Annotated in this window: 17 protein-coding genes, 9 tRNA genes, 1 riboswitch and 1 other annotated feature; of the genes, 7 read left to right on the top strand and 19 right to left on the bottom strand. The window is 37.6% G+C overall.

All coding sequences use genetic code 11. The features are described from left to right. The first annotated feature begins 60 nt into the window (after positions 1 to 60). Entirely contained in the window at positions 61 to 486 is a 426-nt protein-coding gene (locus IGI65_RS04235) for an 8-oxo-dGTP diphosphatase (protein ID WP_438773323.1), read from the top strand. Positions 487 to 590: 104 nt separating this feature from the next. Here the strand turns inward: IGI65_RS04235 and IGI65_RS04230 are convergent, their stop codons facing one another. The 4 genes from IGI65_RS04230 to IGI65_RS04215 form a co-directional block, all read right to left on the bottom strand. Continuing rightward, positions 591 to 1,322, bottom strand: a complete 732-nt coding sequence (locus tag IGI65_RS04230; RefSeq protein WP_438773322.1) for a hypothetical protein — start codon at positions 1,320 to 1,322, stop codon at positions 591 to 593. A gap of 1 nt (position 1,323) precedes the next feature. Further along, the gene (locus tag IGI65_RS04225) at positions 1,324 to 2,178 is read right to left on the bottom strand and encodes an ATP-binding cassette domain-containing protein (protein ID WP_438773321.1); all 855 of its coding nucleotides are present in this window, start codon (positions 2,176 to 2,178) and stop codon (positions 1,324 to 1,326) included. Continuing rightward, entirely contained in the window at positions 2,175 to 2,543 is a 369-nt protein-coding gene (locus IGI65_RS04220; protein ID WP_071865708.1) for a GntR family transcriptional regulator, read from the bottom strand. The genes IGI65_RS04225 and IGI65_RS04220 overlap by 4 nt, the downstream gene beginning before the upstream one ends. A gap of 211 nt (positions 2,544 to 2,754) precedes the next feature. After that, positions 2,755 to 4,395, bottom strand: a complete 1,641-nt coding sequence (locus IGI65_RS04215; protein ID WP_438773320.1) for a putative polysaccharide biosynthesis protein — start codon at positions 4,393 to 4,395, stop codon at positions 2,755 to 2,757. A 210-nt stretch (positions 4,396 to 4,605) separates the two neighbouring features. On the opposite strand from IGI65_RS04215, the gene IGI65_RS04210 reads away from it, so the two are divergent. The 3 genes from IGI65_RS04210 to IGI65_RS04200 all read left to right on the top strand — a co-directional run bounded on the left by IGI65_RS04210 (position 4,606) and on the right by IGI65_RS04200 (position 7,419). Further along, the gene (locus tag IGI65_RS04210) at positions 4,606 to 6,117 is read left to right on the top strand and encodes a UDP-N-acetylmuramoyl-L-alanyl-D-glutamate--L-lysine ligase (RefSeq protein WP_438773319.1); all 1,512 of its coding nucleotides are present in this window, start codon (positions 4,606 to 4,608) and stop codon (positions 6,115 to 6,117) included. 182 nt (positions 6,118 to 6,299) lie between these two features. Next, complete coding sequence (locus tag IGI65_RS04205; RefSeq protein ID WP_438773318.1) at positions 6,300 to 7,160, top strand: sialate O-acetylesterase; 861 nt, start codon at positions 6,300 to 6,302, stop codon at positions 7,158 to 7,160. 19 nt (positions 7,161 to 7,179) lie between these two features. Continuing rightward, positions 7,180 to 7,419, top strand: a complete 240-nt coding sequence (locus IGI65_RS04200; protein ID WP_438773317.1) for a hypothetical protein — start codon at positions 7,180 to 7,182, stop codon at positions 7,417 to 7,419. A gap of 69 nt (positions 7,420 to 7,488) precedes the next feature. Here the strand turns inward: IGI65_RS04200 and IGI65_RS04195 are convergent, their stop codons facing one another. The 3 genes from IGI65_RS04195 to IGI65_RS04185 all read right to left on the bottom strand — a co-directional run bounded on the left by IGI65_RS04195 (position 7,489) and on the right by IGI65_RS04185 (position 13,858). Beyond that, on the bottom strand, positions 7,489 to 9,021 hold the full coding sequence (locus IGI65_RS04195; protein ID WP_438773316.1) for a WD40/YVTN/BNR-like repeat-containing protein: 1,533 nt from the start codon (positions 9,019 to 9,021) through the stop codon (positions 7,489 to 7,491). 319 nt (positions 9,022 to 9,340) lie between these two features. Next, complete coding sequence (gene leuS / locus IGI65_RS04190) at positions 9,341 to 11,752, bottom strand: leucine--tRNA ligase (RefSeq protein WP_438773315.1); 2,412 nt, start codon at positions 11,750 to 11,752, stop codon at positions 9,341 to 9,343. Between the two features lie 73 nt (positions 11,753 to 11,825). Beyond that, positions 11,826 to 12,035 (bottom strand) — a binding site (T-box leader). Positions 12,036 to 12,082: 47 nt separating this feature from the next. Continuing rightward, entirely contained in the window at positions 12,083 to 13,858 is a 1,776-nt protein-coding gene (locus IGI65_RS04185) for a LysM peptidoglycan-binding domain-containing protein (protein WP_438774409.1), read from the bottom strand. A 460-nt stretch (positions 13,859 to 14,318) separates the two neighbouring features. Here IGI65_RS04185 and IGI65_RS04180 point away from each other — a divergent pair, with 460 nt between their 5' ends. From IGI65_RS04180 to IGI65_RS04170, 3 genes are read left to right on the top strand one after another with little or no spacing between them, the layout of a single operon-like run. Further along, positions 14,319 to 14,969, top strand: coding sequence for a phosphatase PAP2 family protein (locus IGI65_RS04180; RefSeq protein WP_438773314.1), 651 nt, complete (start codon positions 14,319 to 14,321; stop codon positions 14,967 to 14,969). A 14-nt stretch (positions 14,970 to 14,983) separates the two neighbouring features. Beyond that, positions 14,984 to 15,949: a TIGR01212 family radical SAM protein gene (locus tag IGI65_RS04175; RefSeq protein WP_438773313.1), complete on the top strand. Its 966-nt coding sequence runs from the start codon at positions 14,984 to 14,986 to the stop codon at positions 15,947 to 15,949. After that, the gene (locus tag IGI65_RS04170; protein WP_438773312.1) at positions 15,942 to 16,502 is read left to right on the top strand and encodes a class I SAM-dependent methyltransferase; all 561 of its coding nucleotides are present in this window, start codon (positions 15,942 to 15,944) and stop codon (positions 16,500 to 16,502) included. The genes IGI65_RS04175 and IGI65_RS04170 overlap by 8 nt, the downstream gene beginning before the upstream one ends. Positions 16,503 to 16,972: 470 nt before the next feature. On the opposite strand, the gene IGI65_RS04165 is transcribed toward IGI65_RS04170, so the two are convergent. The 12 genes from IGI65_RS04165 to IGI65_RS04110 form a co-directional block, all read right to left on the bottom strand. Beyond that, positions 16,973 to 17,743, bottom strand: coding sequence for an alpha/beta hydrolase (locus IGI65_RS04165; protein ID WP_438773311.1), 771 nt, complete (start codon positions 17,741 to 17,743; stop codon positions 16,973 to 16,975). A 19-nt stretch (positions 17,744 to 17,762) separates the two neighbouring features. Then, positions 17,763 to 19,226 carry an MDR family MFS transporter gene (locus tag IGI65_RS04160; protein WP_438773310.1) on the bottom strand — a complete coding sequence of 488 codons (1,464 nt, stop codon included), beginning with the start codon at positions 19,224 to 19,226 and terminating at the stop codon, positions 17,763 to 17,765. A 148-nt stretch (positions 19,227 to 19,374) separates the two neighbouring features. Continuing rightward, positions 19,375 to 20,565, bottom strand: a complete 1,191-nt coding sequence (metK, locus tag IGI65_RS04155; RefSeq protein WP_095005826.1) for a methionine adenosyltransferase — start codon at positions 20,563 to 20,565, stop codon at positions 19,375 to 19,377. Next, positions 20,563 to 20,639: riboswitch (SMK box riboswitch) on the bottom strand. (Overlaps the previous gene by 3 nt.) A gap of 252 nt (positions 20,640 to 20,891) precedes the next feature. Then, a tRNA-Glu gene (locus IGI65_RS04150) sits at positions 20,892 to 20,963 on the bottom strand. Positions 20,964 to 20,972: 9 nt separating this feature from the next. Beyond that, positions 20,973 to 21,046, bottom strand: a tRNA-Ile gene (locus tag IGI65_RS04145). Between the two features lie 46 nt (positions 21,047 to 21,092). Beyond that, positions 21,093 to 21,165: transfer RNA gene (locus IGI65_RS04140), tRNA-Phe, on the bottom strand. 4 nt (positions 21,166 to 21,169) lie between these two features. Then, positions 21,170 to 21,242, bottom strand: a tRNA-Asp gene (locus IGI65_RS04135). Positions 21,243 to 21,259: 17 nt separating this feature from the next. Continuing rightward, positions 21,260 to 21,333, bottom strand: a tRNA-Met gene (locus IGI65_RS04130). A gap of 52 nt (positions 21,334 to 21,385) precedes the next feature. Further along, positions 21,386 to 21,475, bottom strand: a tRNA-Ser gene (locus tag IGI65_RS04125). 10 nt (positions 21,476 to 21,485) lie between these two features. Further along, positions 21,486 to 21,557, bottom strand: a tRNA-Glu gene (locus IGI65_RS04120). Positions 21,558 to 21,565: 8 nt separating this feature from the next. Next, positions 21,566 to 21,653 (bottom strand) — tRNA-Ser (locus IGI65_RS04115). Between the two features lie 28 nt (positions 21,654 to 21,681). Then, a tRNA-Ile gene (locus IGI65_RS04110) sits at positions 21,682 to 21,755 on the bottom strand. Between the last annotated feature and the right edge of the window lie 4 nt (positions 21,756 to 21,759).

Raw genomic sequence — 21,759 nt, 5'->3', positions numbered from 1 at the left:
CGTATTTTCTTTATTCACAAGTTGTCAAAACTATTATACAGTAAAAGTCGAGGTGAGAAGATGACAAGAAGTTTTCCAGTCCAATTAACGTGTATGTGTCTGATTCGTAATCAGCGTAATGAAGTTTTAATCCAAGATCGCCAGAAAAAAGATTGGCCCGGATGGACATTTCCCGGTGGTCATGTCGAAGCGACAGAATCCATGACTGAAGCTGTCATAAGAGAAATTAAAGAAGAGACAGGTCTCATCATCGTACCAAAACTAATGGGAATTGCAGAATGGCTAAATAAATCAGATGGTAGTCGTGAATTGTGTGGTATTTTTTCGTCCCAAGTTACAACCGAGCCTACAGTGATGACAGAAGGAAGGGTATTTTGGTTACCGGAAAAAGAACTTTCTCAGGTAAAGTTAGCGGGGACTTTATCAGATTTATTACCGGTATTTTATGGTGAAAAAACACAATATTTTCAAGATAATCGCTTTTAAAAATGTTGTGACAGAAGCGACCAACTTCAAAAAAAAATACGGAATTCCCGAAAATTGTTTTTCAAATTTTTGGGGAATTCCGTCTTATTTCCAAAAAAGCTGCCTTACGCATTCAATCGTTTTACTTCTTGGCGCCGATTTAAAACATAGACCACTGCCAACAAGATTAAACTAATACTAAAAATAAAAATTATAAATTGCCAAACATTAAAACCATTTGCGCTCAAACCAATTAGCTTTTTAACAAAATTAATAACCGCTAGTGCACGAGCAGCCGGCAATAGTTGAAATAAAATGGCACCTAAAATTACAATACCTAAAGACACAGCGCCAATCGCTAAACGGAAATAGCCGTCAAAACGGGCTAGAATAGCACCAACCACTAGACCTAAAACACTCGCTAAAAATAGAAATACCACTAATAAAAATTGCGTTGGTAAAAATTCATTTTGCGTTAACATGGAAATAACTGGGTAACCCAAATGAAAATTGGGTAATAAGCGACCGTCAAACAACCAAAATAGTAATCGTAAAACAATACTCATACCAACAGTCAAAATTAAACTAGCAATTAGATTAGCCAAAAAAATATGAATGCGAGCTGTACCACATTGAATAAGCAACTTGAAATCCTGCCCGACACTAGTAACCGATAAAAGCATCATATAAATCATAGAAGGAATCATTAAATCGACTTGAACATTTGTAATACCATCTGATAATAGTAAAGGAATTAAGGGAAAAATTACCGCAAACAAAAGGAAAAAACCTAAATAAATCAACATCGAACGCCATTGAACCGATAATTTGTATTGAATTGCTGCTTTTAATTTCATCTTAAGCCACATCCTTTTTGGTTAATTGAACAAAATACGTTTGCAAATTTAAAGGTGCTACCGTTACATCTAATGGTAAATTCTTAGGTATCTCACCTTCAACGTAGACACTTGTCATACCACCCAACTCTTCTTGCCCAATAACATGTAGCTCTTTAATAAGAGCTGCAATAGCCTCTTTTGGACCTTTAAGTACTTTACCTGCTAATTGAATATCTTCTGTAGTAGCTTTTCTTAACACTTTGCCACCATCTAAAATAATAACTTCTTCTAATAAGTTAGCTACCTCTTCAATCAAATGTGTTGAAATCACAAACGTCCGCGGACGTTTGGCGTAGGCTGTTAATAAATAATGATAAAATAAATCCCGATGATTTGCATCTAGACCTAAGACAGGTTCATCTAAAAAGATATAGTCTGCTGGCACACAAAGCGCCATAATCAGCTTGGCAATACTTCTATAACCAGTGGATAATCTCCGTAAGCTTATATTTTGATTCAGTTCAAAAGCTACTGTCATTTCTTGTGCCAAATTCCAATCAAAACTCCCATAAAAAGCTGCTGTAAGTTGAAAACATTTTTTTACTTTTAAATTACCAGGATACAAGTTATCTTCAGACATTAAATAAATTTTATTTAATGCTCCTTCATTATCGGTAATAACTGTTCCGTCTAATGTCACTGTACCTTCACTTTGAAAGCTGCGGTTGGCAACTATATTTAGTAATGTGCTTTTACCAGCACCATTACGGCCTAATAATCCATAAATTTTTTCCGGTTCAATTTTCCAACTGATTTGATCTAATGCTTTTTTTTCTTTATATGTCTTACTAACTTGATTTATTACTAAACTCATGCCTCATACCCTCTTTCAATCAGTTCTTTTAACTGTTCAGCTGTAATACCTAATTTTTTTGCTTCTGCCACAATTTGTCCAACTTCATTTGTCAAAAAAAGTTCGCGACGATATTCTTTTACTTTCTGTTGGGCACCACTTAACACAAACATGCCAATTCCTCTTTTCTTTTCAATCAATTCCCGTTCAACCAAAACATTCATCCCTTTTAAAACTGTCGCAGGATTAATTGCAAAACTTTTTGAAATTTCCGTTGTAGAAGGAATTTGTTCTCCTTCTTTAAAGGAACCATTTAAAATACCTTCTTCAATTTGTTCGGCAATTTGTTGGAATAAGGGGGTTGTGCCGGAATAGTCAAATTCCATTCCTTTCACCTCTACTTTACATCAACTTAACTAGTTAGTTACTTGTGTAACTAACTATATATCCATTGTTTATAAAAGTCAATAAAAAAATAACCCGCCTGAAAAGACGGGTTAAAAATTAGTAAAAAATATCCTCTCCAGTAAAAATGCCCCTTAAAGCCATTTGTTATTAAGAAACTTTTTGACTGGGAAAGGATATTTTCATTATTTATTACATATGCAGGCGCCGGCGAATTTTTTCGGCAGTCGCACCTAAGAGTTTATCAGCTAGTCGAACGCGTAACACCATAAAAATATAACTAGCTCCACCCACTGCGGCTACGCCTAAAATCATCACAAACGATTGTAGTTTACTGTCAGGACTTAAGACTAAGCCCATTAATTGGCGCATAATAAAAGCAATTACCGTCATCACAAGGGTCATAATAAAAATGAGCACTGTCCGGCGGAATGTCAAAATCCGGTTAAAACGAGAAATTTTGTGTAGCTTATATAGATTTAAACCACATGTCACACCAAAACCAATCATTGTGGCTAATAGTGGCCCATAGACTTCAAAAACCATAATCAAAGGAATCTGTACAAGTATTTTGATTAAAAGACCAATCAGAAAATAGCCAATGGCCGATAAATTCTCATACATCCCTTGTAACATATTAGAGGTCATCATATATAAGCCAAGAAAAAGTCCGGAGACACTCGCTTCAATTAAAACACTGGCCCCTAAATGACTTGGCGCATAAAATAAAGTGTTTAAAGGATAAGCTAAAACAATCATCCCAAATGTGGCCGGAAACATAACAAAAGCAAATAATTGTAAATTATTGCTGATTAATTTGGCTAGTCCTTTATGATCCCCTCTTGTTTTGGCTTCTGTGATTAACGGCAAGCCGGCTAATGCCATCGAAGTCGCTAGACCGATAACAACCATCGTTAATTTATCAGGATTGGCACTAAAAATAGAGAATAAAGAAGTTAGCTGATTTTGAGAATAAGCGGTAAAAGAGCCCATCACCCGTACAAAAGTAACTTGGTCAACTAATTTGAAAATAGTAATCCCAGAACCAATAATAATAAATGGAATCGCTTCTTTAACTGTTTCAATTAGTAAATCTTTGGCATCTAAATTTACATTATTGGCACTGTGTTCAATTAGATAGTCCATACGTACTTTATCTTTTCTCAAGTAATAGACTAGGACTAAAATACTGATAATAGCCCCGATAAAAGCAGCAAAGGTTGATTGCGTTACGGCGGTAGTATATTCACCTTTGGCAACTTTCATAATGATAAAGGTCGCTAGTAGCATATAAAATACCCGCGCCACTTGTTCCAGCACTTGCGAAATTGCAAAAGGTTTCATTTCATTTTGGCCTTGGAAATAGCCGCGAATGACACTCATACATGGAATAACTAAAATTGCTACACTCAAAGAGCGAATGGTTGGAATTAATTCTTTGCCGCCACCGGAAATACCCGCAAGCCAAGGAGACAAAAAGTACATTGTAGCGGCCGCAACAACACCAAAAACAGCCATCACTTGTAAGGCGCGATGCAATAATTTTCGACTCGTTGCATATTCATTTAAAGAATTATAGTAGGCCGTTTGTTTTCCAATTGCAGCGGGAATCCCGGCAGTGGAAAGCATCATAAACAAGGCATAAAAATTATACCCCATGTTAAATAAAGCATTAGCTTGATTGGCATGTTCGCCCATCCAATAGTACCAAGGCATAATGTAGATGGCGCCTAAAAGCCGCGAACCGATATTACCAATCGTTAACCACGTGGAACCTTTAGCCATTTTTTCTTCAGTGGATAGTTCCGTTTGTGCCACGAATTTTTCACTCATTTATTTTCTCTACTTTCTATTGGTTTCAAGACATATGTTCTATTTTACTTACAAAAGCAACCATGAGCAATCTTTTTTGCTGATTTTTAATGGTTTTACAACACCTCAGAAAATCTCGTCATAATAGTTCCTTTTTTTCCTGAAGTTTGGTACCCACTTTATTTAATGCTATAATACAACCGAAGAAAAATGTAAAGTGAGGCTTGAGCCATGACATTAACATTAGAAAAAGTCAGTGAAATTTTACTGCAAAATGACTTATTAAAAGAAATGATTACGCCAACTGGTTGGCATTTAACAAGTAAAAATTTACCTAAAAAAGAATTTAAGACTGTAACCTACGATTCCCGTAAAGTAGATAATAATAGCTTGTTTTTTTGTAAGGGTCTAAATTTTAAAGTGGAATATTTAATAAGTGCACTTGAAAATGGCTTAGAGGTTTATGTTGCCGAAGAACCTTTTGAAGTCAATGCTCAGTGTGCCATTATTGTTACGGATATCAAAAAAGCAATGGCGCTTTTAGGGATGGCTTTTTATGGCTACCCGCAAAAAGAATTACAGCTTGTTGCTTTTACAGGTACAAAAGGTAAAACAACTGCCTCTTATTTCACCCACGCATTACTAGCAAAAGCTACTGGAAATAAGACAGCTTTATTGTCGACAATGAATACCTCATTAGATGGTAAAACTTATTTTAAATCCCATTTAACCACGCCGGAATCTTTAGATTTATATCAAATGATGCGGCAAGCTGTCACAAACGGCATGACGCATTTGGTGATGGAAGTTTCTTCCCAAGCATATAAAACAGAGCGTGTTTTTGGTTTAACTTTTGATGTGGGTGTCTTTTTAAATATTTCACCAGACCACATTAGTCCGATTGAACATCCGACTTTTGATGACTATTTTTATTGCAAACGCCAATTGTTGCGTCATTCAAAAAAAATGATTTTAAATGCCGGCAGTGACTATTTTGAGCTGTTAAAAGAAAACTGTGAACTGTGGCAAACACCTTACCTTTCTTACGGGCGTAAAAATGCCGATTACTTAGTGACTAGTGGCAAAAATAAACACTTTACTGTTGTAAGTGCAAAAGATGAATTGCAAATTTCAGATGAATACAGTATTCAATTAGCAGGTGATTTCAACCAAGAAAATGCGACTGCAGCCCTTTTAGCCGCAGCAACTGTAGGCGCAAATGTCAAAGAGACAAAAGACGCTTTAGCGAGTGCTCGTGTTCCTGGGCGTATGGATCATCTACTAAATACAAATGGCGCTAGTGTTTATGTTGATTACGCCCATAATTATTTAAGTTTAAAAACATTACTGGAATTTGCCCAAGGAGAACACCCAACTGGACGCGTCATCGTGGTTTTAGGTAGTACCGGCGGCAAAGCAATTTCACGTCGTGCCGACTTTGGTAAAGCATTGTCAGAACATGCAAATATCGTCTTTTTAACTGCCGATGATCCGGCGTTTGAAGATCCAAAAAAAATTGCAGAAGAAATCAATGCTCATATCACGAATGCGCAATTAGAAGTCCACTTTGAAATGGATCGCGTCAAAGCAATAGCTGCTGCGCTACAAGTAAGTCAACCAGAGGATGCCGTTGTAATCGCAGGCAAAGGGGTAGATGAATACCAAAAAATCAATGGCGAAGATACACCTTATGAAGGGGACTACTTTATCGCCAAACGTTTGATTACAGAAGGTAACGAATAACAAAATCCATTATTTGCAGTGACTTTCTTTCAATCGGCAAAAAACTTATTCAAAGGATCGTGACTTGCGACTACTTTGAATAAGTTTTTTATTTTACCACAAATGATGCTTTAAACTTTGTCAGCGCTTTTAATCTGCGGTACCATTTAGGTAGTAACCCACATAAATTAGGAGTGATTTTCTTGCAAAATTTAACTGTGCACCGCCCTACTGCTATTACCGAATTTCGAGGCTTATTAGAAAACGAAAGAGCGGCCTTAAAAGCCCAGTACCCTCAACCTTTAGAACCCGATGAAGATGGCGTTGACTTAATTCTTTTTGCCGGTCAAAGTAATATGGCAGGTCGCGGCACAGCTCATTTAGCTCCTTACGTTAAAGAAGGCTACGAATTTCGCGCTGTAAGTCAGCCCACCAAACTTTTTCATTTACAAGAACCCTTTGGCAAAACTGAAGATAATGCTACTGGCATTAATGATGAAAATAAAAAGACTGGCTCGCTAGTTAGTAGTCTCGTCAACGCTTATTACGATTGTACCCGGCGCATGGTAGTCGGTGTTTCAGCATCAAAAGGCGGTAGTAGCATTCTAGAATGGCAACCCGGTACTGCTTATTGTACGGATATTTTAGAACGTTTAAATCGAGCTGAAAACTTTTTAAGTGCACAAAATATTCCCATTAAAAATCGTTTTTTGATTTGGTGCCAAGGAGAAACCGACGGCGATCACGGCATGAGCAGTCATGAATATAAAATGCATTTTACTGCACTGCAAGATGTCTTATCTAAAGCTGGAATCACGCAAACTTTTCTCATTCAAATTGGTAATAAGAAGGATGACCCTGAAAAATTCCAGCAAATTATTCATGCCCAAAGAGAATTGGTCCAAGCAAAGCAAGTCGTTTTGATTGCCAATGCCTTTGAATGGATATCAGAGTTAGACTTAATGAAAGACAGTTATCACTACACTCAAACTGGTTATAATTTATGCGGCGATCAAGCGGGCCTAAATTTAGCAGCATATGTTTTAAATTCACAAATGCTTTAAATCTAAATGAGGTGAAAAAATGAAAATTGAAGAATGTAAATCAAAAATCGTGCATTGGGATAAAAATTTTGGTCTTTTAATTCCTGAAAAAATGTTAAAAGCAGCCGGTTTTCCCCTTGATGATAACCTTTTAGTAACTTTAGAACAAGATACAACAGGTAAAACCCGTCTGATTGTCACCGCACCTGATGAAGCGATTATTCATTTACCCATCAAAGAAAATCAGCACTATCAGCGCAGTTCAGATGGCAAATACTAACAAAAAAGCAAAACACGACTGCACTTTTTCCTCGTGTTTTGCTTTTAATTTTAGACTAAAAATTAACACTTAATCTGCAGAGGTGACTTCTGAAAGTTGGCGTACAAAAGCCCATGTTTGGCCGCCATCATAAGAACGATACAAACAAGCGTACATATGGCCATCTTTTTTGGTGAGATAAAACTTTGCTTCTAAAGTAGTACTATTAGGCTGCGTGACTTCATTAGGTGATTGAAAAAGATCTAGGCCTCCTAACAGATAATCCTCTGGTACATTGACAAGTGCTTCATGGTAAGAACGTCCCCCATTTTGAGTATAGAAGATTCCCTCTCTGGTACTAATAAAACCCATTGAAGCATCGATAAAACTAATATTTTGAATAGGGGCATTAATCGTAGTATTCCCCACCGGATACCAATCTTGACCATGATTTTGGGTGGCAAATAAACAGACCTGCTCACTGCCTGACATTGCTGTCGTTTGTGAAATTGCTGCAATCCCCGTTCCATTTTCAAAAAATTGTACTTTACGATAACGCAAATTCCGCACTTTTTCTCCGACTTGGCTTTTTTGCCACGTTACCCCATTGTCACTTGAAAAAAGCAAGTATAAGTCTAAATAGTCTCCAGAACCCGTGGTGTAAAGATAAAAAGAAAAATCTTTCCCCACCTGATATGTGTAATCCATCCAATAACCAAAAGGAATTTCTCCACTTGTTAACGTATAACTGCCGCCCCTTAGCCACTCCGCTTTTAAAGGAACAAATTGCCAATGTTGACCCCGATCTGTCGTTTGAAACAACTCATGTGTATTTGCTACATAAAGTTCATTTTCTTTTTGTGCAACTTTATTCGGCGTAGCGCCTTGTTGTTTTAATAATCCTGATGCAGTGATTTTGACTTCTTCTGACACATGAGCTGCGGCAGTTGAAGTATTTTCTTTTGTTTCCGTTTTTGTAAAAAGATAAAGAAAACTACCTAGCAACAAACAAAAAAGACCAATAAAAATTGCCAATTTACCTGCACCTTTATGTTTATCTGTCTGCACGTTAGGTAACTGGTGGAAATCGATTTTAGTAGTCCTAAGAAAAATGAATCCCCGTGTGACACCCAAATCCAATTTCTCTACACCAATCATTAACTTATCGCCGTTAATGCGTTCGGTTAAGACCAAGCAATCTTTTTTAGCCAGTCTTACTTCTTTTTGCCTACGTTTAACAAAATAGTGTTCTTCATCTTCCACTACTTTAGAAAAACCAGAAAACTTCTGCAAAATTGGGGTTAACCAACCTTGGAAATTTCTTTTCAGAAAAAACAGATGCACAAGTACAAAGACACACTGAATAAGACAAAGTGTAATGATGATACCACCAAAAATCAGGGCAAAATAATGTAGGCCAACGATTTTCTGGGCAGCAGAAGTTGTCTGAACCCTCGCCATCAAATAACGATAAACTAAAGTATTCAGTCCTAAAAAAAAGCCAGCACTAAATAAGGAGAGACTAATACTCAAGCGTAAACGTTGTCGATAGATTGGCAAAAAAACGGCTGTAATAACCTTTTTACCACTTAATAAATCAATCATTAATAGTTCTTTATCCATTTTCCACTCCTCTAAAATTTTCTTTATTATGCAAGAAAATAACAGAAAATAATAGTAGTTTAATGAAAACATAAAAAACTGAGCTAGCTCCTTCAAGCTTTCAAGCAATAACTTAGATCCACTATGTTGTACTACCAATTTTGGTATTTACTGCCAGTAAAATGATTTAGTATTTTTTTGCTAGTCATATTAAATTAAATAAAAAAACTCCTTTTGAGGCAAAGCGCGCTGAGTGGCTACTTCCCCAAAAAGGAGTTTTTATTTTTCTAAAATCACATGGGATACCAAAAAAGTATCTTAGTTTTTTGTGAATGAATGCTTAATTAGCAACAATGTTAACCAATTTATTTGGTACTGCGATTACTTTACGAACTGTTTTACCGGCAAGATGTTCTTGAATGGTCGCATCTGCTAGCGCAATTTTTTCTAGTTCTTCTTTTGCAATATCGCGTGCTACTTGCGCTTTACTACGTACTTTACCGTTAACTTGGAACACCACTTCAATTTCATCTTCCACTAATTGTGCTTCATCATAAGTTGGCCAAGGAACATAAGAAATGCCATCTTCATTCCCTAAAACTGCCCATAATTCTTCACCAATATGTGGCGCAATTGGTGCTAGTAATTGGACAAATCCTTCAATGTATTCATAAGGTAGGGCGTCGGCTTTATAAGCTTCATTAATGAAAACCATTAATTGCGAAATCGCCGTGTTAAAATGCATATTTTCGTAATCATCGGTAACTTTTTTAACGGTTTGATGGTAAACTTTCGTTAATTTTCCATCGTTAATCGTCGTAATCCGATCCCGCATTTTGCCATCTTCATCTACGATTAAACGCCATACCCGTTCTAAGAATTTGCGGCTGCCTTCTAGACCATTTTCACTCCAAGCAATTGATGCGTCCAAAGGTCCCATAAACATTTCATACATCCTCAATGTATCAGCACCGTATTTTTCTACGACATCATCTGGATTAACCACGTTACCGCGAGATTTCGACATTTTTTCATTGTTTTCTCCCAAAATCATCCCTTGGTTAAATAATTTTTGATACGGTTCTTTAGTTGGAACAACACCGATATCATATAAAAATTTGTGCCAAAAACGCGCATATAACAAGTGTAAGACTGCGTGTTCTGCTCCTCCGATATAAATGTCCACTGGTAACCAGCGTTCTAACTTATCATAATCAGCTAAAGCTGTTTTATTGTGCGGATCGATATAACGTAAATGATACCAAGAACTCCCCGCCCATTGTGGCATTGTATTGGTTTCACGACGTCCTTTTTTGCCAGTTTTTTCATCGACAACATTAATCCACTCTTCAATATTGGCTAAAGGAGATTCACCAGTTCCACTTGGTTTAATATTTTTTGTCACAGGCAAACGCAACGGTAACTCTTCTACTGGCACAGTTGTCGTCGTGCCATCTTCCCAGTGAATAATTGGAATTGGTTCACCCCAATAACGTTGACGGGAGAATAACCAGTCACGTAGACGGTAGCTGACTTCTTTTTTCCCTACACCGTTTTCTTCTAGCCAAGCATTCATTTTTTCAATAGCTTCTTCTTTGTTTAAACCATCTAAAAAGTCAGAGTTGATATGTTTACCATCACCAGTAAAGGCTTCTTTTGTTACGTCGCCACCGGCTAAAACAGGAACGATAGCCAAATCAAACGTTTTGGCAAATTCATAGTCACGTTCATCGTGAGCAGGAACGGCCATAATCGCCCCGGTTCCATAACTTGAAAGTACATAATCGGCAATCCAAATCGGAATTTCTTTGCCGTTGACAGGATTGATTGCATAAGCTCCCGTGAAGACACCTGTTTTTTCTTTTGCTAAGTCTGTCCGAGCTAATTCGGATTTTTTCGCTGCTTGCGCAATATAAGCTGCTACAGCTTCTTTTTGTTCTGACGTAGTAATTTTTTCCACTAAATCAAGTTCAGGTGCTAAAACAGCATACGTTGCTCCAAACAAAGTATCAGGTCTAGTGGTAAAAACAGTGAAGTCTTCTGTTGTATTGGCTACTTTAAAAGTAACATTTGCCCCCACCGAACGACCAATCCAATTGCGTTGCATTTCTTTGATGCTTTCTGGCCAGTCAACTAAATCAAGATCATCTAATAAGCGATCAGCATAAGCAGTAATTTTTAGCATCCATTGACGCATTGGTCGTCTCACCACATCGTAACCACCGCGCTCACTCTTGCCATCAATCACTTCTTCATTGGAAATAACCGTACCTAATTCTGGTACCCAGTTAACCGCAACTTCAGCTTCATAAGCCAAGCCTTTTTCATATAATTTAGTAAAAATCCATTGCGTCCATTTATAATATTCGGGATCAGTCGTGTTGATTTCACGATTCCAATCATAACTAAAGCCTAATGAATTAATTTGACGTTTAAACGTTTCAATATTTTTTTTAGTAAATTCCGCTGGGTCGTTGCCTGTATCTAAAGCATATTGCTCTGCTGGTAAACCAAAAGCATCCCATCCCATTGGATGTAACACGCTGTAACCTTGCGCCCGCTTCATCCGTGATAAAATATCGGTTGCGGTATAACCTTCTGGATGCCCAACATGTAAACCTTGTCCAGAGGGGTAAGGAAACATATCTAAGGCATAAAACTTCGGTTGATCTGTTTTGTCGTGGGTATTAAACGTATTGTGTTTTGCCCAATACTTTTGCCATTTTTTTTCAATTTGCTTATGATCGTACACTGCAAAATCCTCCTAAAAGTTAATTGACTGTTATTCAGCCAGATAAAAAAAGTCCTATAAAAAGCTATGCTTTTTATAGGACGTAATCTACGTGGTACCACCTAATTTTACTCACCAAAAAAGATGAGCCTCAAACGTTGTAACGATCGTCACCGTAACAGCCTACTGCCTACTTCAGCTATTAACGCTAAAAGGCGAGTTCAAAAGGGTACGTACACATTTCCACCAACCATGTGCTCTCTACAACGCGCTACTTTTTACTATTCCTTCTCACAGCGTAATTTTCTACTTGTTAGCTATACTAACAAAGAATATGGCAAAATTCAAATATTATTTTACTTTCAAGGTTTGACCGGGATAAATGAAATTGTTTTGAATTTTATTTAATTGAATTAATTTATCCATGGTGATGCCAAATTTATTGGCAATGCCCCAAACAGAGTCACCACTTTGAACTTTATATGTCTTGCTACTTGAACTAGCAGTATTTTGTGAAGAGTTAGTTTGGGTAGTACTACCTTTTTTGACAATAACTTTTTGACCGGGATAAATAAAATCATTTTTAATATTGTTCCATTGGCGGAACTGATCCATTGAAATTTTATACTTATTCGATACAGACCAAACTGATTCCCCACTTTGAATGGTGTAGTATTGGTTTTGACCACTAGTAGTTGTCGGTTTACTTGTATTCGTATTACTTTGACTAGTCGTATTACTTTGGGCTGGTTTATTCGCAGTTGAACTTGTACTTGCACTTCCATTGCGGACGACTAAACGTTGCCCTGGATAAATAAAGTTATTTTTAATGCCATTCCAGCTAATTAAAGAATTCATGCTAATACCATATTTGTTTGAAATGCCCCAAACAGAATCGCCACTTTTAACTGTGTAATACGTTTTAGCTGTTGTGTTGGCTGTTGTATTCCCACTTGGTTTATTCGTATTTTGGGAAGAATTGCTTGAATTTGAATTCGAGTTAGTGTTAGTAGAACTTGACGCTCCTTTTTTCACGATGAGGCGTTGGCCTGGATAGATAAAATTATTTTTAATATTATTCCAACTTACCAGACTGCTCATACTAATACCATATTTATTAGAAATCCCCCAAACAGAATCGCCACTTTTAACTGTGTAATATTGAGTGGTACTGCTTGATGTGTTGCCACTTGGCTTATTCGTATTTTGAGAAGAGTTACTTGAATTAGAATTCGAGTTGGTATTAGTAGAACTTGACGTCCCTTTTTTAACGATAAGACGTTGACCTGGATAAATAAAATTATTTTTAATATTATTCCAGCTAATTAAATCGTTCATACTAATGCCATATTTGTTTGAGATGCCCCAAACAGAGTCACCACTTTTGACCGTGTAATATTGGCTAGTACTTGCTGAACCACTAGAACTATTATTTGATGAATTCGTACCACCATTTGAGTTTCCAGTTGAAGCACCGCCACCGGCATTGCCACTAGCTGGTGTATCATAACGGGTTAAACCATATGTTTCAATAACATTATTTAAAACTGAAGCGTAATTTGGTGCAGTCGCATAACGACCAGTCAGCCAAGCCGTAGCATCGCGATATGATTTGGTATTGCTTTTCCATGCACCACGATAGTAGTATTGGCCGCCGATGTAAACATTGCGAAGTGTCGCAGCATTATCAGCAAAAGATTCCTTATAGGAAGGATAATCACGGAAAGGTTCTTTCATTGTTACCCATTTGCCGTTTAAATATTCTAATGTATTCATATAAACAGTTTGACCATTATAACTGCCTTTTATCCCAAATAAGTTATAGTAAGGTGCTCGTGATAAGCTACTTGTACCCCAACCACTTTCCACAATCGCTTGGGCAATCATGACAGAAGCGTATAAATCGTTAGCTGCTGCCACCGGTTGTGCGTGGGCCGCCAATTCTGTGATAAGAGCTGTTGAATTACTACGCGTAGCAGTTTGGCTTAAATCTTGTGATACTTGTGCTTGATTAGTATTGGCTGCCTCTGCTGTTACGGGTTTTGCTAAAGGCGCGACGATAGAACAAGCGGTCAATGTCGTTCCAACGATCGCTGCATTCTTTTTAGCATCGCGATAAAACTTGATTTGTTTTTCTTCTTTCCGTCGTACTTTACGAGAAACAAGTTGGGCCAAGTTGCTCGCCTCCTTTTTAAACTTTTCTTAATAATAAGTATACAAGGTATCTTTTTTTATTAAAAGATTAAAATGGTTATTTCCACAATTTGTTAAACTACTGTAACATTATCTTTATTTTGTTATTTTTATTACAGATATTATTTATATATTCAAGATTTTATCACCTTAAAAGTCAAAATTTTACGTTATTAAAAAAGTGCTCGAATATTGCAAAACAATTACAATAATTCGTTTTTATAAAATATTTTTAGATTATTTAACAAAAATGTGAAAAAGCGAATTTTTCGCATTTTTTTAATACCTTCTTAATAACCATGAAATTTCATCAGCAATCATAAAAGAATGAAATCTCATGCTATAATAATCCCATTGTGACGAAATTATTTGCAAGAATTGTAAAGGAGAATTTATGAAACATAAACTTTATTACCAGTTTGCTGGTAGTTGTTCACTATTACTTTTTGTTTTTTTAGGTTATGTCGTGAAGTTTTATCGTCAATGGCTACATGGATTCGATAATTTTGTGACGAATATCATTCGTGCCCCTTATCCTAATTGGAATAATTTTTTTATTTGGATTACAAAATTTGCCAATCCAGTGACGGTCGTCATCTTAGCAGCAGCCTTTTTATTCCTCTTATATCGAGGGAAATACTATGCTGAAGCGTTGTGGTTATTTATAAATGTAGCGCTGGTTTCTGGTTTAGTTAACCCGTTAATTAAATTAGTTTTCCAAAGACCGCGCCCGACTCTTTTGCATTTAGTAAATGAACATAGCTATAGTTTTCCAAGTGGTCATGCTTGTGCCAGTATGATTTTATATGGGACGTTAATTTTTATTTTGCCAGGGCTCATTCAAAACAAAAACCTCCGCCTTGCTTTACAAGTTGGATTAGGCATTTTAATCGTCTTAATCGGGGCAAGTCGAATTTATGTAGGTGTGCATTTTCCTACAGATATTCTTGGTGGTTACAGTTTGGCATTAGGATGGTTATGTTTAACTTATCCGTACTTTAGTGAAAAACGCTTTGTCTGGCGTTTTAAAAATCAACAGAAATAACGAGGTGGCAAGAAATGACTTTTTTATATAGTGACGACGCCAATAAACGTTACCATTCCTGGAATTATGCTTTACGTCAGCAGTTTGGCGGTAAAATTTTTAAAGTGCCAGTAGATGGTGGCTTTGATTGTCCTAATCGCGATGGCACTGTCGCTCGTGGCGGTTGTACTTTTTGTAGTGTTTCTGGGTCTGGTGATATGATTGTCGCTCCAGAAGATCCATTACCCGTCCAATTTCACAAAGAAATTGATATGATGCATCAAAAATGGCCTCAGGTCGATCAATACATCGTTTATTTTCAAAACTTTACCAATACTCATGCACCTTTAGCCGTGATTAAAGAACGATTTGAACAAGTCGTAAATTTACCTGGTGTGGTAGGTTTATCAGTTGGAACCAGACCTGATTGCCTACCAGAAGATGTCGTGGACTATTTAGCTGAATTAAATGAACGTCTCTATTTGTGGGTGGAACTAGGTCTACAAACGACTTACGAAAAAACCAGTAAAATTATTAACCGTGCTCATGATTACCCAACCTATGTGGATGCGGTTGCCCGCTTACGTAAGCATAATATCCGCGTTTGTACACATTTAATAAATGGTTTACCAGAGGAAACACCAGAAATGATGGTAGAAAATGTGCGGCGGACCTTATTAGATAGTGATATTCAAGGGATTAAATTGCATTTGTTGCATTTAATGCGTAATACTCGTATGCTACGAGATTATCACGAAGGACGTTTACAATTGATGAGTCGCAATAGTTATGTCAATGTCATTTGTGATCAATTGGAGTTAATTCCACCAGAAATCATCATTCATCGCTTAACTGGTGATGCTCCTTGGGATTCTTTAATTGGTCCTATGTGGAGTTTAAAAAAATGGGAAGTTTTAAATGCGATTGACGATGAAATGAAGCGGCGTGATACTTACCAAGGCAGTAAAAATGTCCTGTTGGAGGCGGGAATTCATGCTTAAAACAGCCATGCGCTATAGTCACGAACTTTTAAGGGAAGTCGTGGTAACAGGAGATTATGTCGTAGACGCCACGATGGGAAATGGGCATGATACACTTTTTTTAGCTCAATTAGTGGGAGAAAATGGTAAAGTAGATGCTTTTGATATTCAAGAGGCTGCCCTTTTGGCAACCAAAGAAAAACTTGCTCCTTTTCCTGAAAAAAAAGCAGTACACTTACATTTAGACGGTCATGAAAATGTGGCAGAGTACTTGCAGGAAGAAAAAATCAAGGCAGCTATTTTTAATCTCGGTTATCTACCCAAAAGTGATAAACAAGTGATTACACTACCACAGACAACCAAAAAAGCACTTGATGCTCTTTTAGCCCATTTATTACCAAAAGGACGAATTGTGGTGGTCTGTTACTATGGTCATAGTGGCGGACAAGCCGAATTAGATGCCATCAAAACTTATTGCCAACAATTACCTCAAAAGCAATACAATGTTTTAGCTTATCAATTTATCAATCAAAAAAATCAGCCGCCTGTTTTATTTTGTATTGAAGCCAAGTAATGAAATGCTAGCAAGCTAACCAATGAGTAGCAATTTTTAGCGCTTTGACCAATAGAAAAAAGCCCTTTTACATTTTCCCATAGGAAAAGTAAAAGGGCTTTTTTTAATTCCAATTGATATAAATTGAGGATTTCATGATACTCCACTTGGTTGTTGGTTGCTACGAAGAAATTTTCAATTACACTAAGCTGTTTATCCACTGCTACAACAATTCCGCTCTCTTCTAAAAATGTGCCTCTAGCCGCTTCTTTTGACGTCTCACCGGTTTTTGTCGTCTAGGAAACGAAGCCCCGACTAGGGAGCGGGTCTCACAACGCCATCACCTGCGCAATCAACCAACATACATTCTTTGTGAATGAAAATCCCACAGAATCGCACATCAAAAGATCTGTCACAATTTCAGTCCGAATATCTGCCATAGAATACCTATATCAGCTTTTTCACTAAAAATTAGTTGCATTTTCACTTTACTAAATTTCGACTGGTAACCATGATAAAACACGTTGAATCCACTGGTCCCAAAAATCCCAAGTATGCGCTCCTGGTCCTTCTTCATACGTCACATTAAAGCCGGCAGCTTGAGCTTTTTTTACAAAGTAGCGATTACTATCATATAAAAAGTCTTCCGTACCGCAACAGACAAAAATTGCAGGAGCAGTTTCGGGTGCAATTTTTGTTAACAGATGAATTGGATCATTGTCAGATCCTTTCATCTTTTCTATTGGACCAAAAACACCTTCCCAATATTGTTGGCTACCAGATTGCAATAAGATTTCTGGATCACTGGCTAAAGCTAAAGCCCCTGAAAGACTCGCAACAGCTGCGAACTTATCAGGACAGTGCAGTCCCAGTTTTATTGCCCCGTATCCACCCATTGAAAGGCCGGCTGCAAATGTCTTTTCCCGTTTTGTTGTCAATTGGGGAAATAACTCATGTAAAATTGCAGGTAATTCTTCAGCGATGAAAGTCCAATAATTCATGCCATAGCAAGTATCCGTATAAAAGCCTAGTTCTGTAGTTGGCATCACCACTGCAATCTCACTTTCTCGCACATAACGCTCAATACTACTCCGGCGCATCCAGGCAGTTTCATTGCCGCCCATTCCATGTAAAAGATATAAAACCGGCACATCATCTTTTTTATCACGAATCAAACGATTGCTACTTTGAGGTAAGATTAAATTTAATCCTACATCCAAATTCAAAACACTAGAATAAATATTTGCTTGGATAAATGCCATCCTTGCCACCTCCACTTTTCTATATTGTATCAGACTTTTTCAAAAGTAGGGTTAAAACAAAAGCTACAATAATTAATGCCGCCCCAGCTAAATACACACCATGAAGACTAGTAAAAAGCACAGTTCGCAATGTTTCACGTAAGTCAGGTGCCAATAACTTGGCAGTTTGAGGATTTACTAACTGATTCATCAAATCATTTTTATTATGAGCTGTAATATTTTGCAATTTTTCAGCTGTAATACTATTTAATAAAATACCAAAAACAGAAACCATGATTGTTTGGCCAATTGTCCGTGCTAACGTATTAAAAGAAGTTGCAACTCCCATCTGTTCAGCAGGTACACTGCTTTGCGCGCTTACCGTACACGTAACTGTTACTGCACCTAAGCCCACCCCTAAAATCGTTGCAATTCCAAAAAACCACAGCCAATTAGTATGTTGAGGCACTAAAACTAGCCACAGCGCTCCAAATAATGTAATCAAAATTCCACGCAATAAGACACGTTTAATTGCTATAGTCGCCATCCAGCGACCAGCTAAAAAGGAACCTACTAACCATAATAATGACAAAGGCGCTAAAACAAGTCCCCCGATACCAGCAGAAAGTCCCAATACACCTTGCATCCACATTGGAATATAAACGTCTACTCCAATTAAAAAACCACTGGCTAGGGCTGCGACAAGATTTACCACTACAAATAATGGTTGGGTGAACAACTGTAACGAAATGACCGGATCTGCGGCTTTCTTTTCAGCATAAATAAACACGATTCCTGCTAGTAGTGCTAATAAAGTTAAGAAAAGCACTTTTCCAGATAATCCTTCATCTCCTAAAAATTGAAAAGCTAATAAAAGGGCTAATAAAAGTCCCATCAAAGAAAAGCTGCCAAAAATATCCATTTTTTTGGCCTGTCTTGTTGTTTTTTCTTCAACCAAATAAAACCAAATTAAAAAAATCAAAATGATACCAATTGGAACATTAATAAAGAAAATCCAATGCCAACCAATAGTATCGACAATCACGCCACCAGCCAGCGGTCCCACTACAGAAGCAATTCCCCAAGCTGTACTATTTAAACCTAGTACTTTGGCGCGTTTTTCTTTCTCGTATAAATCTCCGATAATCGTTAAAGCGACCGGCATCATCGCCCCTGCACCCATTCCCTGAATGGCTCGTGAGATAATTAAAGTCATCATCGTATTTGATAAACCACAAAGCGCAGAACCGATAATAAAAAGAATTGTACCAACAATAAAAATTGGCTTTCGACCAATTTTATCAGCTAACTTACCATAAATTGGCGTTAACATTGCATTCGTTAATAAATAAATAGAAAAGACCCAGTTCATAATTTCAATTCCATGCAATGATCCAACAATCGTTGGCATAGCCGTTGTCACAATCGTACCTTCCACTGCGGTCATAAAAGTTGCTACAAAAACCGCTACAGTAACTAACGTAACATTTGTTTGTTTCTTCATTTTAACCTCCTTAATGGGCAGCTTATGCTCAAATTTTGATAGTAAATTATTAAGAATAACTCCCTCATTACACTATCTTATATATATAAAATTTTAAAAACCGCTATTACTTGAGTAATAGCGGCAAAAATTAATAAATTGATACAAATTAGGCATTCACACTTGCTAATAATGCATCTACTTTATCTGTATGTTCCCAAGGTAAATCAACATCAGTACGACCAAAATGACCATAAGCTGCCGTTTGTCGATAAATCGGACGACGTAGATCTAACATTTCAATAATTCCGGCTGGACGTAAATCAAAGTTTTCCCGAATTGCTTCAATCAATTTATCGTCACTAACAGTACCAGTACCAAAAGTATTAATTGAAATAGAAACTGGTTGGGCAACACCAATGGCATAAGCTAATTGTACTTCGACTTTACTAGCTAGTTTAGCAGCTACAATGTTTTTAGCAATATAGCGTGCTGCATAACTGGCAGAACGGTCAACCTTTGTCGCGTCTTTACCTGAAAAAGCACCGCCACCGTGACGTGCGTAACCACCGTAAGTGTCAACAATAATCTTACGTCCAGTCAGGCCAGCATCACCTTGAGGACCACCGATTACAAAACGACCAGTTGGGTTAATAAAGTACTTAGTATCTTCATCTAATAATTCACTTGGAATAACTGGCTCAATAACTTGTTTAATCACATCGCCACGAATCGTAGCATTATCGACTGCATCATCGTGTTGTGTACTAATTACAACAGTATCAATTCGTTTTGCTTTACCAGCTTCATCATACTCTACTGTTACTTGTGATTTAGCATCTGGTCTTAAATACGTAAGCTCACCATTTTTACGCAATTCTGCCAAACGACGAACTAACTTATGACTCAAAGAAATAGGTAAAGGCATTAATTCTGGTGTTTCATCACAGGCAAAACCAAACATCAACCCTTGATCTCCGGCACCAATTTCATCGATTACCGCATCTTTATTATCACGACTCTCCAAAGCAGCATCTACACCTTGAGCAATATCTGGTGACTGTTCATCAATAGCCACTAAAACCGCTACTGTATCCCCATCAAATCCGAATTTAGCTCGTGTATAACCAATATCTTTAATAGTATTTCGCACGATTTTTTGAATATCTACATAAGCTGATGTTGAAATTTCACCAAATACTAAAACTAAACCAGTTGTCACTGAAGTTTCACATGCCACTCGGGCAGTTGGATCCTTCGTTAAAATCGCATCCAAAATCGCATCGCTAATTTGATCAGCAACCTTATCTGGATGTCCTTCAGAAACAGATTCTGAAGTAAATAAATGTCTTTCTGTCATGATGATTCCCCCTAATAATATTCGGTTACAAGGCATCTTCGCAGTGCGAATCCTCTCGGGAACTTGCAACGTTTGTAGTATAGCAGATTTGCTCAGATAAAGCTCGCTTATTTTATTATAATTCTTATAAATCTTTGCATAAAAATTTGTAAAAAAAAACAAATGGCTCCTCACCATTTGAATACATAAAAAAAATCTATCAGTAAAACTGCGCAAAATCGTTTTTTGTCATGGCTAATGTAATTATAAAACTAGATACCAATAGTTTTACCCTACCAGCCTTATTAATTGTACAAAAAAAAGAAGATACTGCGCGTATCTTCTCATGATCCGTACGGGATTCGAACCCGTGTTACCGCCGTGAAAGGGCGGTGTCTTAACCACTTGACCAACGGACCAATCATTAATGGGCCTAAATGGACTCGAACCATCGACCTCACGCTTATCAGGCGTGCGCTCTAACCAGCTGAGCTATAGGCCCATATAAAACTAAACAACTTTTTTAATGAAATACATTAAAAAAGAGATGGCGCGGGACAGAATCGAACTGCCGACACATGGAGCTTCAATCCATTGCTCTACCAACTGAGCTACCGAGCCAAAACGGTCCCGACGGGACTCGAACCCGCGATCTCCTGCGTGACAGGCAGGCGTGATAACCACTACACTACGGGACCCTGGTTTAGTTTTATAATTGCGGGAGCAGGATTTGAACCTACGACCTTCGGGTTATGAGCCCGACGAGCTACCAGACTGCTCCATCCCGCGATAATATAAAGTTATTACTATTATCTATACTTAAAATATAGAATTGTAACAAAGGAGGATAAGGGATTCGAACCCTTGCACGGTTTTACCCGCCTGACGGTTTTCAAGACCGTTCCCTTCAGCCGGACTTGGGTAATCCTCCAAAAAAAAAATGACCCGTACGGGATTCGAACCCGTGTTACCGCCGTGAAAGGGCGGTGTCTTAACCACTTGACCAACGGGCCAGCTAGAACGGAGAAGGAGGGATTTGAACCCTCGCGCCGGTTTCCCGACCTACACCCTTAGCAGGGGCGCCTCTTCAGCCACTTGAGTACTTCCCCAAAAACCAAAAATGTTTTGATTTTGTAATGGGCCTAAATGGACTCGAACCATCGACCTCACGCTTATCAGGCGTGCGCTCTAACCAGCTGAGCTATAGGCCCATAT

Origin of the sequence: Enterococcus sp. DIV0755b (assembly GCF_051713765.1) — a bacterium.
Taxonomy (GTDB): Bacteria; Bacillota; Bacilli; order Lactobacillales; family Enterococcaceae; genus Enterococcus_C; species Enterococcus_C canintestini.
Note: the sequence above shows the minus strand (reverse complement) of the source record. Positions and strands in the feature narration are given on the sequence as shown.

Excerpts from the sequence above, each read along its gene's own strand:
- IGI65_RS04235 (WP_438773323.1), top strand. The coding sequence starts at position 61 with ATGACAAGAAGTTTTCCAGTCCAATTAACGTGTATGTGTCTGATTCGT.
- IGI65_RS04230 (WP_438773322.1), bottom strand. The coding sequence starts at position 1,322 with ATGAAATTAAAAGCAGCAATTCAATACAAATTATCGGTTCAATGGCGT.
- IGI65_RS04225 (WP_438773321.1), bottom strand. The coding sequence starts at position 2,178 with ATGAGTTTAGTAATAAATCAAGTTAGTAAGACATATAAAGAAAAAAAA.
- IGI65_RS04220 (WP_071865708.1), bottom strand. The coding sequence starts at position 2,543 with ATGGAATTTGACTATTCCGGCACAACCCCCTTATTCCAACAAATTGCC.
- IGI65_RS04215 (WP_438773320.1), bottom strand. The coding sequence starts at position 4,395 with ATGAGTGAAAAATTCGTGGCACAAACGGAACTATCCACTGAAGAAAAA.
- IGI65_RS04210 (WP_438773319.1), top strand. The coding sequence starts at position 4,606 with ATGACATTAACATTAGAAAAAGTCAGTGAAATTTTACTGCAAAATGAC.
- IGI65_RS04200 (WP_438773317.1), top strand. The coding sequence starts at position 7,180 with ATGAAAATTGAAGAATGTAAATCAAAAATCGTGCATTGGGATAAAAAT.
- IGI65_RS04195 (WP_438773316.1), bottom strand. The coding sequence starts at position 9,021 with ATGGATAAAGAACTATTAATGATTGATTTATTAAGTGGTAAAAAGGTT.
- IGI65_RS04180 (WP_438773314.1), top strand. The coding sequence starts at position 14,319 with ATGAAACATAAACTTTATTACCAGTTTGCTGGTAGTTGTTCACTATTA.
- IGI65_RS04175 (WP_438773313.1), top strand. The coding sequence starts at position 14,984 with ATGACTTTTTTATATAGTGACGACGCCAATAAACGTTACCATTCCTGG.
- IGI65_RS04170 (WP_438773312.1), top strand. The coding sequence starts at position 15,942 with ATGCTTAAAACAGCCATGCGCTATAGTCACGAACTTTTAAGGGAAGTC.
- IGI65_RS04165 (WP_438773311.1), bottom strand. The coding sequence starts at position 17,743 with ATGGCATTTATCCAAGCAAATATTTATTCTAGTGTTTTGAATTTGGAT.
- IGI65_RS04160 (WP_438773310.1), bottom strand. The coding sequence starts at position 19,226 with ATGAAGAAACAAACAAATGTTACGTTAGTTACTGTAGCGGTTTTTGTA.
- metK (WP_095005826.1), bottom strand. The coding sequence starts at position 20,565 with ATGACAGAAAGACATTTATTTACTTCAGAATCTGTTTCTGAAGGACAT.